Annotated in this window: 15 protein-coding genes; 12 read left to right on the top strand and 3 right to left on the bottom strand. The window is 69.5% G+C overall.

All coding sequences use genetic code 11. The features are described from left to right. The first annotated feature begins 4 nt into the window (after positions 1-4). The gene (locus HCU64_RS02615; protein WP_233382222.1) at positions 5-898 is read left to right on the top strand and encodes a lysophospholipid acyltransferase family protein; all 894 of its coding nucleotides are present in this window, start codon (positions 5-7) and stop codon (positions 896-898) included. Between the two features lie 9 nt (positions 899-907). On the opposite strand, the gene HCU64_RS02610 is transcribed toward HCU64_RS02615, so the two are convergent. Further along, positions 908-1,354 (bottom strand): MEKHLA domain-containing protein, encoded by a 447-nt coding sequence (locus HCU64_RS02610; RefSeq protein ID WP_233382890.1) that lies wholly within the window; start codon positions 1,352-1,354, stop codon positions 908-910. Positions 1,355-1,474: 120 nt separating this feature from the next. Between HCU64_RS02610 and miaB the strand changes: the two genes are divergently transcribed. Genes miaB through HCU64_RS02595 form a run of 3 tightly spaced genes read left to right on the top strand, consistent with a single transcriptional unit; the run spans position 1,475 to position 5,245 of the window. Continuing rightward, on the top strand, positions 1,475-2,812 hold the full coding sequence (miaB, locus tag HCU64_RS02605) for a tRNA (N6-isopentenyl adenosine(37)-C2)-methylthiotransferase MiaB (RefSeq protein ID WP_233382221.1): 1,338 nt from the start codon (positions 1,475-1,477) through the stop codon (positions 2,810-2,812). A 31-nt stretch (positions 2,813-2,843) separates the two neighbouring features. Then, positions 2,844-3,938, top strand: a complete 1,095-nt coding sequence (locus tag HCU64_RS02600; protein ID WP_442785889.1) for a PhoH family protein — start codon at positions 2,844-2,846, stop codon at positions 3,936-3,938. After that, a complete protein-coding gene (locus tag HCU64_RS02595) occupies positions 3,935-5,245 on the top strand; it encodes a leucine-rich repeat-containing protein kinase family protein (RefSeq protein ID WP_233382220.1) in 1,311 nt (436 codons plus the stop codon). Before HCU64_RS02600 ends, HCU64_RS02595 begins: the two co-directional genes overlap by 4 nt. A gap of 5 nt (positions 5,246-5,250) precedes the next feature. Here the strand turns inward: HCU64_RS02595 and HCU64_RS02590 are convergent, their stop codons facing one another. Then, positions 5,251-6,537, bottom strand: coding sequence for a lipopolysaccharide biosynthesis protein (locus tag HCU64_RS02590; RefSeq protein ID WP_233382219.1), 1,287 nt, complete (start codon positions 6,535-6,537; stop codon positions 5,251-5,253). Positions 6,538-6,666: 129 nt separating this feature from the next. Here HCU64_RS02590 and HCU64_RS02585 point away from each other — a divergent pair, with 129 nt between their 5' ends. The 5 genes from HCU64_RS02585 to HCU64_RS02565 all read left to right on the top strand — a co-directional run bounded on the left by HCU64_RS02585 (position 6,667) and on the right by HCU64_RS02565 (position 12,743). Then, positions 6,667-7,875: an FAD-dependent oxidoreductase gene (locus HCU64_RS02585; protein ID WP_233382218.1), complete on the top strand. Its 1,209-nt coding sequence runs from the start codon at positions 6,667-6,669 to the stop codon at positions 7,873-7,875. 95 nt (positions 7,876-7,970) lie between these two features. Then, positions 7,971-8,456 carry an rRNA maturation RNase YbeY gene (gene ybeY / locus HCU64_RS02580; RefSeq protein WP_233382217.1) on the top strand — a complete coding sequence of 162 codons (486 nt, stop codon included), beginning with the start codon at positions 7,971-7,973 and terminating at the stop codon, positions 8,454-8,456. Positions 8,457-8,501: 45 nt separating this feature from the next. Beyond that, positions 8,502-9,620, top strand: a complete 1,119-nt coding sequence (locus tag HCU64_RS02575; protein ID WP_233382216.1) for a hemolysin family protein — start codon at positions 8,502-8,504, stop codon at positions 9,618-9,620. 235 nt (positions 9,621-9,855) lie between these two features. After that, a complete protein-coding gene (lnt, locus tag HCU64_RS02570) occupies positions 9,856-11,544 on the top strand; it encodes an apolipoprotein N-acyltransferase (protein WP_233382215.1) in 1,689 nt (562 codons plus the stop codon). Next, a complete protein-coding gene (locus HCU64_RS02565; protein WP_233382214.1) occupies positions 11,541-12,743 on the top strand; it encodes an MFS transporter in 1,203 nt (400 codons plus the stop codon). Before lnt ends, HCU64_RS02565 begins: the two co-directional genes overlap by 4 nt. Here the strand turns inward: HCU64_RS02565 and HCU64_RS02560 are convergent. After that, positions 12,722-13,048 carry a YnfA family protein gene (locus HCU64_RS02560; protein WP_233382213.1) on the bottom strand — a complete coding sequence of 109 codons (327 nt, stop codon included), beginning with the start codon at positions 13,046-13,048 and terminating at the stop codon, positions 12,722-12,724. The genes HCU64_RS02565 and HCU64_RS02560 overlap by 22 nt on opposite strands. Before the next feature lie 143 nt (positions 13,049-13,191). Here HCU64_RS02560 and HCU64_RS02555 point away from each other — a divergent pair, with 143 nt between their 5' ends. The 3 genes from HCU64_RS02555 to HCU64_RS02545 all read left to right on the top strand — a co-directional run bounded on the left by HCU64_RS02555 (position 13,192) and on the right by HCU64_RS02545 (position 15,497). After that, on the top strand, positions 13,192-13,884 hold the full coding sequence (locus tag HCU64_RS02555) for a BA14K family protein (protein ID WP_233382212.1): 693 nt from the start codon (positions 13,192-13,194) through the stop codon (positions 13,882-13,884). A gap of 219 nt (positions 13,885-14,103) precedes the next feature. Next, on the top strand, positions 14,104-15,156 hold the full coding sequence (locus HCU64_RS02550) for an AbrB family transcriptional regulator (RefSeq protein ID WP_442785888.1): 1,053 nt from the start codon (positions 14,104-14,106) through the stop codon (positions 15,154-15,156). Further along, a complete protein-coding gene (locus tag HCU64_RS02545; protein WP_233382211.1) occupies positions 15,153-15,497 on the top strand; it encodes a diacylglycerol kinase in 345 nt (114 codons plus the stop codon). The genes HCU64_RS02550 and HCU64_RS02545 overlap by 4 nt, the downstream gene beginning before the upstream one ends. Positions 15,498-15,500: the final 3 nt, after the last annotated feature.

Genomic DNA, 15,500 nt, shown 5'->3' with positions numbered 1-15,500 from the left:
CGCCATGGCGCGCATCGGGATCATCGCGCGGATGATGTTCTACGCGCTGTTCTTCGCGCTCATCGTCGGTCCGCACGTGCTGAGTCTGCGTTACGGGCGCGGACGCCTCGCCGGCCGGCTGCCGGTCCTGCTGCACCGCGTTTTCCTGTGGCTGTTTTCGGTGCGGGTGATCCAGAGCGGCACGCCGCCGCGGGCGGGGGAGGGCGCGCTGGTGCTGGCCAACCACGTCTCCTGGCTCGACATCGTCGTGCTCGGGGCGCTGCGCCCGCTTTCCTTCGTGGCGAAGTCGGAGATCGCCGGATGGCCGGTGATCGGCACCTTCGCGCGGCTCCAGCGCACGGTGTTCATCGATCGGGCGCGGCGTGGCGCCACCGCCACCGTGAATTCGATGATCGGCGAGCGGCTCGCGGCGGGCGAACTCGTCGTGCTGTTCGCCGAGGGCACCACCGGCGACGGCCTGCGCCTGCTGCCGTTCCGCTCCTCCCTGGTCGGCGCCGCTCGCGAGGCGCTCACCGAGGGGACCGGAGGCCTTGCCCGCATCCGGCTGCAGCCCCTGGCGCTCGCCTATACCGGGCGCGGCGGCCTGCCGCTGACGCGGATCGAGCGCCCCGATGTCGCCTGGTACGGCGACATGGAGCTCGCGCCCCATCTCGACCTCTTCGCGCGGCGCGGTGCGATCGATCTCCACGTGGTCTGGGGCGCACCAATCGCCTTCGAACCCGGCACCGACCGCAAGGTTGCGACGGCGCAGGCCGAAGCGGCGGTCCGGCGGTCGCTCCGCGATGCCCTTGCCGGTCGTCCGACGGCGACGGCGGGCAACCGCGCCGCCGAAGCCGCCGACCGCCAGGCCGGCAACGAGGGCGCCGACGTCTCCGCGCCGGGCATCGCGGCGGTCTGAGACGAGCTTCTAACCGTTCGACGGCAGCCGATACGTCGCGGCCTGACCGTGGGTCACGCCTGCTTCGTCGATCAGTTGCCACACCACGACGTCGACGATCGGGAAGCGACGGCCCGACTTGGCAATCCGGATCCCCGAATAGCCGGCGACGTAGCCATCCCGCGCCACGGCTGCCAGAAGCCGGTCACGCTCGGCGCGATCCGGCGCTTCCGCCGAAAGCCGCGAGGGCATGCCGATCATCTCGCCGAGCCCATAGCCGAAACTCTGCTGCGCCATGCGGTTTGCGTAGACGAAGCGCGGATCGGCATCGGTGTCGTGCGCCAGAAGTGCGAACGGCGCGTCCTCGTAGGCCCATCGCGCATCCGCGCCGTCGGGCAGAAGCGGCCTGCCGACGAGGCGCTGGTGGCTGCCGGCCAGGAGCGCGAAGAAGTCGGGATCTTTCGTCAGGTCGGCGATGGTGATCTCCCGGGTTCGGCCTCGGCGACGTGAGCCGGAAAGCGTGCTAAGGCCGCCTCCATATCCTGAAACGACCGTCGGCGGGGCCGTCGGCGCAGAGCTCAACACGGCCGGACCACGTTGAAGAAAGCCTTCGTCAAATCCTACGGCTGCCAGATGAACGCCTACGATGCGGGCCGCATGGCGGACCTGCTCGCGGCGGAGGGCTATTCCGCGACGGAAACGGTGGAGGAGGCGGATGTCGTCGTCCTCAACACCTGCCACATCCGGGAGAAGGCTTCCGAGAAGGTTTTCTCCGAGGTCGGCCGCCTGCGCGTGCTGAAGGCAGAGCGGGCCCAGGCCGGGCTCGATACGCGCATCGTCGTCGCTGGCTGCGTCGCGCAGGCCGAGGGGCGCGAGATCCTGGCCCGCACGCCGGCCGTCGACGTGGTGGTCGGTCCGCAGAGCTATCATCGCCTGCCGGAATTGCTGGCCGAGTCTCGCAGTCGCCGCGTCGTCGACACCGAGTTTCCGATCGAGGACAAGTTTTCGAAGTTGCCGGCCCGCCGCAACCGCGGCGTCACCGGCTTCCTGACCATCCAGGAAGGCTGCGACAAGTTCTGCGCCTTCTGCGTGGTGCCCTATACCCGCGGTGCCGAGGTCTCGCGGCCTGTGGCCCAGATCCGTGCCGAGGCCGAGGCGATGCTCGCCGGCGGCGTCCGCGAGATCACCCTGATCGGCCAGAACGTGAATGCCTATCACGGCGAGGCGCCCGGCGGCGGCTCCGCCACGCTCGCCGACCTGATGCGGGCGCTGTCCGACCTGCCGGGGCTCGCGCGGCTGCGCTACACCACGAGCCACCCCAACGACATGGGCGACGACCTCATCGCCGCCCACGGCGACAACCCGCTGGTGATGCCCTACCTGCACCTGCCGGTTCAGTCGGGCTCGACCCGCGTGCTGCAGGCGATGAACCGCAAGCACACGGCGGACGAGTATCGCCGGCTCATCGCGCGGGTTCGCGAGGCGCGGCCCGACATCGCCCTGTCCTCGGATTTCATCGTCGGCTTCCCCGGCGAGACCGACGCGGAGTTCGAGGAGACCATGCGTCTCGTCGCCGACATCGACTTCGCGAGCGCCTTCTCGTTCAAGTACAGCCCCCGCGCCGGCACGCCCGCTGCCGAGCGCGAGGATGCGATCCCGGAAGCCGTGAAGACCGAGCGCCTCGCCCGGCTGCAGCACCTCCTCGACCAGCAGCGCCACGCCTTCAACGAGAGCATGGTCGGTCGGACCGTCGAAGTTCTCGTCGAGAAAGCCGGACGCCACCCTGGGCAGGTCGCCGGCAAGACGCCACATTTGCTCATGGTACAGATCGATGCGCCGGCATCGACCATCGGTACCCTGCTGACGGTCAGGATCACTCGGAGCGGCGCCAACAGCCTCTTCGGCGAGCTGCTGCCCGATGCGGCTGCTGCCTGACAGAAGGAATTCCGCTTGAAGGATCTCGCCAGTGCCGAATGACGCCGCCGGGCGGGCCCTGAAGGGGAGGGGACCAGCCGCGCCGGGCGGCTTGGCCGAGACCGTCGAGGTCTCGTTGACCTTCGAGGATAATCGGCTCGCGAGCCTCGTTTTCGGCCAATACGACCAGAACGTCGCGCATATCGAGCGGCGCATCGACGTGACGGCGACGGCGCTCGGCAACCACCTCGTCATCAAGGGTACGCCCGATGCCGCCGAGAAAGGCCGCCGGGTGTTCGAGCGGCTCTATGCCCGCGTGCGCAAGGGCGGCACGGCTGTGACGCTCGGCGATGTCGACGGCGTGATCCAGGAGGTCACGATCCAGGGCAATCTGTTTCCCTCGGCCGAGATCGCGGCCGAGCCGGATCGCGAGCATTTCGAGCAGATCGCCACCCGTCGCCGCGGCGCCGTGCGGGCCCGCAACGCCGCGCAGAGCGACTACATCAAGCTGCTGCGGACCAAGGAACTCGTCTTTGCCGAGGGCCCTGCCGGCACCGGCAAGACCTGGCTTGCCGTGGGGCACGCCGTTTCGCTGCTGGAACAGGGGCATGCGGAGCGGCTGATCCTGTCGCGCCCCGCGGTGGAAGCCGGGGAGCGCCTCGGCTTCTTGCCCGGCGACATGCGCGAAAAGGTCGATCCGTATCTGCGGCCGATCTACGACGCGCTCTACGATTTCATGGAGGCGCGCCACGTCGATCGCGGCCTGCAGACCGGCATCATCGAGATTGCGCCGCTCGCCTTCATGCGCGGACGCACGCTGACCAACGCCGTGGTGCTGCTCGATGAGGCGCAGAACACCACCTCGATGCAGATGAAGATGTTTCTCACCCGCCTGGGAGAGAACTCGCGGATGATCGTCACCGGCGATCCGAGCCAGATCGACCTGCCGCCCGGCCAGAAATCCGGTCTCGTCGAAGCGGTGAACGTGCTCGACGGAGTCGAGGGCATCGGCCGCGTCCGTTTCCGCGACGTCGACGTGGTGCGTCACGACCTCGTCCGCCGCATCGTCACCGCCTACGAGGCCGCGAGCCACGGCGAGGCGGAGGCCGACCGCAACCCGAACCCGCGGCGGCGCCCAGTGGCGTGAGCGGACCCGTGCGCGCCAGCCGGGCCGACACGCTCACGGCGCTTCGCCGCGGCGATCTCGCGGGAGCGCGGGAACTCTTCCTACCTGGCGGTCTTGCCGAGTTCCCGCAGGAGATTTTCGGCCTGGCCGACAGCCTGGAGGTGCTCGATCTCGGCGGCGGCAACCTCACGAGCCTGCCTGCCGAGCTTGGCCGATTGAAGAAGCTGCGCGTCCTTTTCCTGTCCGGCAACCGTTTCGAGCGGATGCCGCCGGCGCTGGGCGATTGCCCCGCGCTGAGCCAGATCGGCCTGCGCGGCGCCGGGCTGCGCGAAGTCCCGGGCGAGGCGTTGCCGGCCGCCCTGCGCTGGCTGACGCTCACGGACAATACCGTCGAAGAGCTGCCGGCTGCGCTCGGCGAACGGCCGCATCTTCAGAAACTGCTGCTTGCCGGCAACCGACTCCGCGCGCTGCCGGAGGGGCTGGCCAACGCCCGGGGTCTCGAGCTGATCCGGCTCGCGGCCAACCGCTTCGAGGCGCTGCCAGCTTGGTTGGCGACGCTGCCCAGTCTCGCCTGGCTGTCCTATGCCGGCAATCCGCTGGAACGCGTGACGCCGCTGGCCGGCGTCGCTGCCGTATCGTGGAACGATGTCACCCTCGGCGAGCGGCTGGGGGAGGGCGCGTCCGGCATCACCCACCGTGCCTCCTGGCGCGCGGCCGGCGAGACACGCAGCATCGCGCTCAAGCTGTTCAAGGGCGCCATGACCAGCGACGGGCTGCCGGACCGCGAGGTGGCGGCATGCCTGGCTGCTGGAGAACACCCTCATCTCGCGAGTGGCATCGGCCGGCTGGCGGGGCATCCCGACGGCGTCGAGGGGCTGGCGATGCGCCTGCTGCCATCGCACTGGCACGCACTGGCCGGGCCGCCGAGCTTGGCGAGCTGCAGCCGTGACGTCTACGACCCGGCCCTGTGCCTCGGCGACGATGCCGTGCGGCGGCTCGCCCGGGCCGCTGCCTCGGCTGCCGCTCACCTGCACGGGCGCGGCCTGCTGCACGGCGACCTCTATGCGCATAACCTGCTTTGGGACGGCGAGGCCGGCGAAGCGGTCCTCAGCGATTTCGGCGCGGCCTCGTGGCTTCCGCCCGGTTCGGACGGCGCGGCCTTTCAGCGGATCGAGGTGAGGGCCTGGGGCCTGCTGCTCGGCGAACTCCTGGCCCTCGGCCCGGCGCCAGCGGCAGCGCTGCAGGAACTTCAACGGGCCTGCAGCCAGGCCGAGCCGGCGGCGCGCCCGCTGATGGGCGAGGTGGTCGCTGCGCTCGACGCAGCGTAAGCCCGCTACGCCGTCCGCGCAGCGCTGCGGCGGACGAGCCTGAGCAGGATCAGCCACGCCGCGGCGACGGTGCAGCCCTCGATGATGTAGAGGGCGGCGAACGTGCCGTTCGGCGGGAGCCACCACGAAAACCACACGATGAGCAGCGAGCCGCCGAGATTGGTCGCATTGACGATCGCCGCGCGCTCGCCCTGGTGGCTGGAGGCGCCGAGCACGTCCATGGCGATGGAGGAGGCGGCGATGAAGAGCGGAAGCCAGGCGAGGATCCCGACGAACCGCGTCAGCGACGTGTAGTCCTGCCCGAAGATCAGGGGCAGGTAGCCGGAGACGACGAACAATCCGATCGAGGTGGCGAGCCCGAGTGCCAGCGCGACGGGCAGGAGCCGCAGGGCGCTCGGCATCGCGGCGTGGATGCCGCCGAGGCTGGTCTTGGCGAAGCTGGGAAACGCGATCCGGTTCAGCGCGTCGATCGTGAGGTAGCTGCTGTCCAGGATGCGCCGCGCGACACCGTAGCTGCCGACCACTTCGATCGAGGCGACGAGGCCGAGCATGAACAGGTCGGCGTTCTGCCGGACCGAGCGCGCCACGAATTGCGAGCAGAAGAACAGGCCGAGCCGGATCTCCTCGCGCACGACCGTGAGGCGCGGCCGGCCGAGCCCGCGAAGCCACCACGCGTAGGCCGCAACCACGACGAGGTTGCCGGCGAACTGCCAAGCCGTCCATTGCGCGAGACTCGCGGTCGAGAAGACGAGACAGGCGAGGATCGCGGTGACCGTTCGCGCCACCGCGTAGCCGACGACGGCACGGTTGGCCGAGGCATAGCGCGAATGACCGAGGAAAATCAGATCCGTCAGCAGCGTTAGCCGCACCAGGACGACGTTCGTGATCAGGAAGAGTGCCAGCGCGCTCAGATTGACGACTGGGTCGGGGCTAATCGTGATCCAGAATGGCAGCACCGCGAGGCCGAGGGCGACGAGGAGCGCGCCGGTCAGGCCGATGAGGATGAGGTTGTGGCCGAGCATGGCCGGATACATCGCCCTGTCCTGCGACACCCGGCGCAACAGGCAGTCGGAGGCACCGATCCCGCAGACATGCACGGCGACGTTGGTGATCGCGGCGAGCTTCACGAAGAGGCCGAACTCGTGGGGGCCGAGTGCTCGCGCCAGGATCGCGAAGGTGACAAGCTGGGCGGCGCTCGACGCGACGAGGCTGCCGCTGGACGCGATGTAGGACAGCCCCAAGGGCAGGTGCCGTCGCAGGGCAGCCAGCCTCGGGGAGAGCAGACGGATCAAGAGTTTGTTATCTCCGGGATTAAAGAGCTACGCAGATTCACCCCTTGCCGAGGCGTTGCGACTGGCGTTTGACGGTGCGGGGGCCATGCTGCCGTCGCTTGCGATGGCAGACGATCCGCGAGAGGCGTCATGGCGGCGCAAGACACCCTGAGATCCAGCCCCGGTCAATCCGCACGGCCGACGGATGCCACCGGCGACGAGGCAGAGGTGATCGTGCTCGGTGCCGGCATTGCTGGCATCGCCGCCGCCTCTGCTCTGGCCCGCCAGGGGCGGCGTGTCATCCTGATCGCCCAGCACGAGCGCCACCCTCCCGAATTCCGCGCGGAAAAGCTCGGTGAGCCGCAGATGCGGCTTTTCGACAAGATGGGGCTCGGCGAGGCGGCGCGTGCGGCCACGACGGGGTTCGACGGGGTCTGGCTGCATCGTTTCGGCCGGATCGCCGATCGCAATACGCGGCGGGAATACGGCTGCGACTACGCGCGCCTGGTCGATGGTCTCCGCGCCGCCTTGCCGCCCACGGTCCGGATCGTCGTCGGGCGTACGGATTCCATCGAGACGAACCCGAGCCGGCAGACGGTCCGGCTGCGCGACGGCCGCAACCTCACGGCGCGGCTCCTCGTCGTCGCGACCGGCCTCGGCGAGGAGGTGCGTCGTGGTCTCGGCCTGCGCAAGGAGATGGTGAGCCCCGCCCACACGCTTGCGGCAGGGTTCACGTTGACGCGCCCGCCGGGTGACTTTCCGTTTCCCTCGCTGGTCTGGACGGGGGAGCAGTTCGGTGACCGCGTCTCCTACCTGACGCTGTTTCCGGTCGGTGGCACGATGCGGGCCAACCTCTACGTCTACCGCACGCCGTCGGATGCCTGGTCGCGGGATTTCCGGCTCGCCCCGGAAGCCATGCTGCGCGCGCTGATGCCGACGCTGGAGGAGACTTTCGGCGAGATCCGCGTCGACGGCCCCGTGGTGCTGCGCCCGATCGACCTCTACCGCGTCCGCGACCACGAACGCGACGGCTTCGTGGTGGTGGGCGACGCCTTCTCGACGAGCTGCCCGATCACCGGAACCGGCATCGACAAGGCGCTGACCGACGTCGACCGGCTCTGCCACGTCCACATGCCGCACTGGCTCGCGACGCCGGGGATGGGGGCGAGCAAGCTCGCGAGCTTTTACGCCGACCCGGTCAAGCAGGCGCGCGATCGCTCGGCACTCCGCGTGAGCCTCGACGCCCGCTCGATCAAGATCGAGACCTCCCTTCGCTGGAAGCTGAAGCGGGTGAAGAGCGCGACACTGGTGAGGATGCTCTACCGGCTTCCGGCCAACCGCTTCATGGAGCGTCGCTAGACCATTTCGCGGGCCAGCCTTGTCTCGTGGCCTGTTGCCGGAAGGGGCGTGCGCTCGCTAACAGCGCCTCTCGCACCGCCGGACAAGCCTCGCCCGTGAGCCAACCCGAGATCGACGTCGCCATCGAGGACGAGCGCTGGCAGGCGGCCGTCCCCGACCTCGAGGCCCTGGTCGAGCAGGCCGTCACCGCGGGCCTCTCGGCCCTGCCCGATTCGCATGTGGGGCATGTCTCGGTGAGCGTCATGCTCGCCGATGACGCGACCGTGCAGGACCTCAACAAGACGTGGCGCGGCAAGGACAAGCCCACCAACGTGCTCTCGTTTCCGGCGGCCGACCAGCCTGTGCCGCCGGGAGAGCCGGAGCCGCTCGGCGACGTGGTTCTTGCTTATGACACGGTGCTGCGCGAGAGTACCGAGCAGTCGAAGCCGCTCAGCCACCACCTCGCGCATCTCCTCGTCCATGGCACTCTTCACCTGCTCGGGCAGGATCACGAGACCGGCGAGGCCGAGGCCGACGCGATGGAAGCCATCGAAGTCGCGGCCCTGGCGACGCTCGGCATCCCAGATCCCTACGCCGACTGACCCGCTTCGACACCGGCACTTCCGCCTCGGACATTCAAGAGAGACATGACGAACGACCGAAGTCGCGGCGCGGCCCTGGCCGCGCCCAATGCAGATGCCGACGCCCAGCCCCGCGAGGCCTGGTACGATCGCCTGCTGAATGTCTTCAACCTGCGCTCACGTGACAGCCTGCGCACCGGCATCGAGGACGCCCTGGCCGAGCCCGATACGGGCGAGGATTCGTTCTCCCCGCTGGAGCGGGCGATGCTCAAGAACGTCCTCGGCCTGCACAAGGTGCGCGTCGACGACGTCATGGTACCCCGGGCCGACATCGTCGCCGTGCCGGTTGACAGCAGCCTCGGCGATCTGCTCAAGCTCTTTCGCACCGCCGGCCATTCGCGTCTGCCGGTCTATGGCGAGACGCTCGACGACCCGCGCGGCATGGTCCACATCCGCGACTTCGTGGAGTACCTCGCCTCAAAGGCCGAGCCGGCCACCCGCCGCGCAGCCGCTCCTGCTGCGGCCACGACCGAAGACAAGCCGGCGACGCCGACCCGCGTACGTCGGCTGCCGGCGCGCGCGGTGCGCGATCTCGATCTCGGAAAAGTCGATCTGTCGGCGACCCTAGCCTCGACCCGGATCCAGCGCCCGGTCCTGTTCGTGCCGCCCTCCATGCCGGCGATCGACTTGCTGGTCCGCATGCAGGCGACGCGCACCCACATGGCGCTGGTCATCGACGAGTATGGCGGCACGGACGGGCTGATCTCGATCGAGGACCTCATCGAGGTGGTGCTCGGCGACATCGAGGACGAGCACGACGTGGCCGAGGGCCAACTCGTCAACCGCGTCGAGGGCGAGACCGAGGCCTATGTCGCCGACGCCCGCGCCGGCCTCGCCGAGGTCTCGGAGGCCACCGGCGTCGACCTGGTCGCCTCGGCCGGCGAGATGGCGGAGGAAATCGACACGATCGGCGGCCTCATCGTCACGCTCGCGGGCCGCGTGCCCTCGCGGGGCGAGATCATCGCTGGACCGAGCGAACTCGAATTCGAGGTGCTCGATGCCGATCCGCGCCGCGTGAAGCGCCTGCGCCTGCAGCGCGGGCAGGCGAAGGTCGGTCAGGTGGTGCCCCTGGCGCTGCCAGCTCCGTCAGCCGAGCCGCCGCCGGCTCAAGCGGCCGGGGGCTGAAGACCGCTGACGCGCCGATCTCCGCGCGCCTCGCTGATCGGAAGGCGAGGCGGGGCAGGAGGCCAAGGGCCGTGGCGATCGGAACTGGAGCGAAGCTGTACTCCGCCGATTCACCGAAGCGCGGGTCGAGACGGTCGGATCGCGGCTGAGTCTCGCAGGAGGCAGCCAAAGTCTGGGAATCGTGTAATGCCCAGCGGCTCAACGCCAAGCTCGGCCGTCCGATGATCCGCCTCGCATGACCCTCGCGCGCAAGAGCGATGCCCAGACCGGTCTGCCCGTCGGCGGCTGGCTCGAGGCGATCGCCCATCGCATCATCCTGAGCCACGGTTGGCCGAGGTTCGGGCTCGCCGTCCTGGCGGGTGCGGTCGGGGCATTGGCGATGCCGCCCTATGGCATTCTGCCGGCCCTCGTCGTGTCGCTCACGGTGGCCGTCTGGCTGATCGACGGCGCGAGTGCCGGCCCTCGCGGCTGGAGAACACTCCGGGATTGCGCCCTCGTCGGTTGGGGCTGGGGCTTCGGCTACTTCGTGGCCGGCCTGTGGTGGCTCGGTGCGGCCTTTCTGGTGGAGGCCGATCAGTTCGCATGGGCGATGCCCCTCGGCGTGGTCGGGCTGCCGGCGGTGCTCGCCGTATTCTACGCCTTCGGGTTCGCGGCGGCCCGGCTCGTCTGGTCACGCGGGGCGGGACGCCTCTTCGCGCTCGCCTTCGCCATTGCCGGCAGCGAGTGGCTGCGCGGGCATCTGTTCACCGGCTTTCCCTGGAACAATGTCGGCATGGCGCTCGGCGGCAATCTTTGGCTGATGCAGGGGGCATCGCTCGTCGGCCTCTACGGCCTCAGCCTTATCGTCGTGCCGATCGCTGCCGCTCCCGCAACGCTCGCCACCGGCGCCAGCCCCCGCGCTCGCTTCGGACCTCTCGTCCTCGGCGGCTCGATCCTGGCGGCGCTCGCTCTGTTCGGGGCCTGGCGCATCCCGAGTGGACCCGACGCGACCATCGCCGGGGTACGACTGCGCCTGATCCAGCCGAACATCCAGCAGGATGACAAGTTCGAGCCCGGCCATCGCGACGCCGTCGTCGACAAGTATCTCGCGCTCAGCGATCGCGCGACATCCCCCGAGCGCAGCGGCATCGCCGACGTCACCCACATCGTCTGGCCGGAATCCGCATTTCCCTTCCTGATCCAGCGCGATCCCCAGACGCTCGGGCGCATCGGCGCGGTGCTGCCCAGGGACAAGCACCTGATTACCGGTGCGGCGCGGGCGCAGGAGCCCTTCACCCGAGAGCACGCGGTGTTCTTCAACGCGATCCTGACGATCGAGCATGGCGGCACCCTCGGCCCGATCTACGACAAGGTGCATCTCGTGCCCTTCGGCGAATATCTGCCAGCTCCGTTCGACGCGATTCTGAAGGCGGTCGGCCTTCGGCAATTCGTGTCGGTACCGGGCGGCTTCACGCCGGGATTGCGGGCGGGCCAGCGTATCCTCGCCGTGCCGGGCCTGCCGCCGGTGGCGGCGACGATCTGCTACGAGTCGATCTTTCCCGGCGCCATCGTGCCGGCCGACGCGCTGGATGGCGGTGCCGTGGTGCCGGGCCTGATCCTGAACCTCACCAACGACGCCTGGTTCGGCAACACGCCGGGGCCACATCAGCACTTCGCCCAGGCGCGGCTGCGCGCCGTCGAGGAAGGCCTGCCCCTCGTGCGCGACGCCAATAGCGGCATCTCGGCCGTGGTCGATGCACATGGACGCATCGTCGCCGCGCTGCCCCTCGGCCAGGAGGGCGTGCTCGATGCGGAGCTGCCGGCGCGTATCCCCGGCCGCACCGTCTATTCTTTTCTGGGCGACGCTCCCTTCGCCGCGATGCTGCTCGGCGCCCTCCTCGTCGCCTTCGCGGGCCGCCGGCGCGACGCCAATGGTGCCGCATGAACGCGACGACTGAAGCAAGACGATACGGCCCGCTCCTCTTCGGCCTCGCTGTGATGCTGGTTGCGTTCAACCTGCGGCCGGCGCTGACGAGCGTGGGGCCTTTGCTGACGCAAATCTTGGCCGATACCGGATCGACCGCCACGACCGCCGCCTTACTCACCACCCTGCCGGTGCTGTGCCTCGGCCTCGGCGGCGCCTTCGGGCCGCCGGCGATCCGACGGCTCGGCGTCGATGTGGGCATTCTCGCGGGGCTCGTCGCCGTCCTCGCGGGCCTGCTACTGCGTGGTCTCGGAGGCCTGCCCGCCCTGTTCGCTGGGGCGGCTTTGTCCGGGCTCGGGATCGGACTGTCTGGCGTTCTGCTGCCGGCGCTCGTGAAGCGCGACTTCTCCCGCCATGCCGGCCGCGCCACCGGGCTTTACACGATGGCACTCTGCATCGGCGCTGGGACGGCGGCCGGACTGACGGTGCCACTGGAACACTGGCTTGGCCAGGGTTGGGCTGCCGCACTCGCCGTCTGGGCGCTGCCGGCGCTCGCAGCCGTGGTCGCCTGGATTCCGTTTGCACGCTTGCGCCCCGCGGCGGCCGCTGTCCGGGGCGCGGAGCCGGCAGTTCGGCTCTGGCGGGAGCCGCTCGCCTGGCAGGTGGCCGGGTTCATGGGTCTGCAATCCTCGCTGGCCTACATCCAGTTCGGCTGGCTGCCGGCGCTGTTGCAGGGACGCGGGCTCGATGCCGTCGATGCCGGCTATCTCACCGCGCTGTCGGCCTTCGCGCAGGCGCCGGGCGCTCTCGTGGTGCCGATTTTGGCGGCCGGCGCACGCGATCAGCGCGGCTGGATCGTCGGCAGCCTCTTCATCACCGTCGTGGTCTTCGCGGCGCTCGGCTTCGGCCCGGCGAAAGGCATGGTGGTGGCGGCGATCGTGCAAGGCTTCGCCCTGGGAGGCTGTTTCGGGCTCGGCCTGACGGTGATCGTTCTGAGAGCGCGCGATGCGGCGAGCACCGGTGCCCTCTCCGCCATGGCGCAGGGTTTCGGCTACACGCTCGCCTCACTCGGCCCCTTCGGGTTCGGGCTCGCACACGAGATCAGCGGTGGCTGGGCCTGGCCGACGATCCTGTTCGCCGGCGTGGCGCTCGGGGCTGCGCTCTGTGGCCTCGGCGCAGGGCGCAACCTGCATGTCGGTCAGGCCGCGCGCGGTCCGTAGAGGATCACGGCCATCCCAGCGAGGCAAAGCCCTGCACCCGCGAGGTCCCAGCCATCCGGGTGGACGCCTTCGACGAGGCGCAGCCAGATGAGGGAAGCGACCACGTAGATCCCGCCATAGGCCGCGTAGGCGCGCCCTGCCGCGGCCGTATCGGCGAGGGTGAGCAGGCTCGCGAAGGCGAGAAGCGAGGCTATGCCCGGCAATAGCCAGAGCGCGGAGGCGTTCATCCGCGCCCAGGCCCAGAAGGCGAAGCAACCTGCGATCTCGGCGAGCGCAGCACCGATAAAGGCGGCGAAGGTCGTCATAAACCCTCTCTCGAACGCCGACCGGCATCGAGCAAGCCACGCTTCGAGCTTCGTCGGCAACAAATACCGTTATGCCGCATGATCAAACCAAGCTCAGGCGCGTTTCTTCCCCAAGGGACATCTCCCGCAACGTGGTGAAGACGATGAAGCGTATCCTGACGGCATCGGTGGCATTGGCCGGTGCTCTCCTTCTGGTTCCTGCGACCGCGGACGCTCGCGGCGGCTTCGGTGGCGGAGGATTTCACGGCGGCGGCGGTGGTTTCCACGGCGGTGGCGGTGGTTTCCGCGGCGGCTTCGGTGGTGGCGGTGGCTTCCGGGGCGGAATGGGCGCAGGCGGCTTCCGCGGTGGCAATTTCGGTGGCGGCTTCAGGCCGGCCGGATTCGGTGGTGCCTCGGCGATCGGTGCCCAGCGGGGTGCGATCGGTGGCGTTGGAGTGAATAACGGCTTCCAGCGCGCCGTTGTCGGCGGCGGTATCAACCGAGGTCTCAACCCCGGTGTCGCCGGACGGGGCTTCGCGGCTAACCGCGGCTGGAACGGCCGCTGGCATGGTCGCCATAACCGCTATGGTTGGGGCTATGGCGGCCTTGGCCTCGGCTTGGCGCTCGGTGGCCTGGGTTATGGCTACGGCTATGACGGCTACGGGTACGACGACGGCTATTACGGCGGTTACGCCCCGGCGGCCTACGGCTACGATCAGGAAGGCTATGACGTCGGGCAGCCCCAGGCCGTCCAGCCGGCCCGATCCGTCGCCTACTGCGTCAGCCGCTTCAAATCCTACGACCGCCGCACCGGGACCTATCTCGGCAATGACGGCGCGCGGCACGCCTGCCCGTAACCGAATCGGAAAGGGCCTGCGCCGCTTGGCGCCGGCCTTTTTTAGTCAGTCGGCTTCCTGAAGACGCCCCGCGAAGCTCGAGCTTCGCGGGGCTCTGTCGTACCGGCTGAGGAAGAGGGCTTCTCACGTCGTCGAACCGTGACAGGCGCTCGCAAGCGGTGTAGCGGCACCGGGCGCGGTGCTCCCGCGCGCGCTCCCTGGAACCTGCGGCAGCAGCCCTTGCTCGATCTCCGCACGCCCGCTCGCTGGATGGGGCTCCTCGCGGTCTCCGCCGTTTTGGCCATCGCGCTCAGCTACGCCCGGTTCCCCGCGGCGCTGCTGCTCGGGCCCATGCTGGCCGCCATCGGCTTCGGCGTCGGTGGCGCCCGGCTCCTTCTGCCGCGTCCACTCTTCCTGGCGGCGCAATCGATCATCGGGTGCCTCGTAGCGCATTCGGTGACGCCCGAGATCGCTCGGACCATCATCGACGACGGCGCCCTGATGGTCGCGGCAGTGCTGGTCACCGTGATGGCCGGCGTCGTCGTGGGCATCACCCTGACGCGGCTGCAGGTCCTGCCCGGTGCGACTGCGGCCTGGGGTTCGGCGCCGGGGGGCGCCGCCGCGATGGTGGCGATGTCGGAGGCCTACGGCTCCGATCCGCGTCTCGTCGCCTTCATGCAGTACGTCCGCGTCGCGGCCGTCGTTCTCACCGCCTCTGTCGTGGCGCGTCTGCTCGTCGACGTCTCTGCCGAGCCGGCGAGCGTGGCGGCCCCACTCCTGCCGCTCACCTCGATCGCCGCGACCCTCGGGATCGCATCCGTCGGCGCAGGCGTCGCGCTGATGCTGCGGATGCCGGCCGGCGCCCTCGTCGGTCCGATGCTGCTCGGCGCGGCCCTGCATGCCACGGGCATCGCCAGCGTCGCGGTGCCCGGGCCGCTGCTCGATGCCGCCTATGCAGCGATCGGCTGGTATGTTGGTCTGCGTTTCACGCGCGAGACCCTGCATACGACGCTGCACGCGCTGCCCGGCATCCTGATCGCGACCATCGCGATCATCCTGCTCTGCGGCGCCTGGGCATACGGGCTGACCTTCCTCCTGCCGATCGACTTCCTGACCGCGTTCCTGGCGACCAGCCCCGGCGGCCTCGATTCCGTGGCCATCATCGCCGTCGGCTCGAAGGCCGATGTCTCCTTCGTCCTCGGCGTGCAGACGCTTCGCTTGTTCACGGTCCTGCTGACCGGCCCGATCCTGGCGCGCTGGATCGCCCGCTCCGCGCCGGATGCGGCCGCATGAGGGCGCTCTACTTCGCCTTCCTGAATTCCTGGCGCGGCCTCGTCTACGGAGCCCGCACGGAGCGCGCGATCCGGCTGGAACTCCTGCTGCTGGCATTCGGGCTGCCCGCCGCCCTGCTTCTCGGCACGGGCCTCTGGGTGCGCGTCGCGCTGCTGGCGAGCCTGCTGCTGATGCTCTGCGCAGAGTTTCTCAACACCGCGATCGAGAAGCTCTGCGACCATCTTCATCCCGACCGGCACGCCCGCATTGGCGTGGTCAAGGATCTCGCCTCCGCGGGAGCCTTTGCCGCGCAGGGGCTCGCTGCTCTCGTCTGGATTGCGGCGCTGATCGACCGGCTCTGAAGG

The sequence above is a fragment of the Methylobacterium sp. C25 genome (assembly GCF_021352225.1).
Lineage (GTDB): Bacteria > Pseudomonadota > Alphaproteobacteria > Rhizobiales > Beijerinckiaceae > Methylobacterium.
The sequence above is the reverse complement of the archived record's forward strand: the minus strand, read 5'-3'. Positions and strand labels throughout refer to the sequence as shown.

Coding starts and splice junctions, on each gene's coding strand:
- HCU64_RS02615 (WP_233382222.1), top strand. CDS start 5: ATGGCGCGCATCGGGATCATCGCGCGGATGATGTTCTACGCGCTGTTC.
- HCU64_RS02585 (WP_233382218.1), top strand. CDS start 6,667: ATGGCGGCGCAAGACACCCTGAGATCCAGCCCCGGTCAATCCGCACGG.
- HCU64_RS02575 (WP_233382216.1), top strand. CDS start 8,502: ATGACGAACGACCGAAGTCGCGGCGCGGCCCTGGCCGCGCCCAATGCA.
- lnt (WP_233382215.1), top strand. CDS start 9,856: ATGACCCTCGCGCGCAAGAGCGATGCCCAGACCGGTCTGCCCGTCGGC.
- HCU64_RS02565 (WP_233382214.1), top strand. CDS start 11,541: ATGAACGCGACGACTGAAGCAAGACGATACGGCCCGCTCCTCTTCGGC.
- HCU64_RS02560 (WP_233382213.1), bottom strand. CDS start 13,048: ATGACGACCTTCGCCGCCTTTATCGGTGCTGCGCTCGCCGAGATCGCA.
- HCU64_RS02555 (WP_233382212.1), top strand. CDS start 13,192: ATGAAGCGTATCCTGACGGCATCGGTGGCATTGGCCGGTGCTCTCCTT.
- HCU64_RS02545 (WP_233382211.1), top strand. CDS start 15,153: ATGAGGGCGCTCTACTTCGCCTTCCTGAATTCCTGGCGCGGCCTCGTC.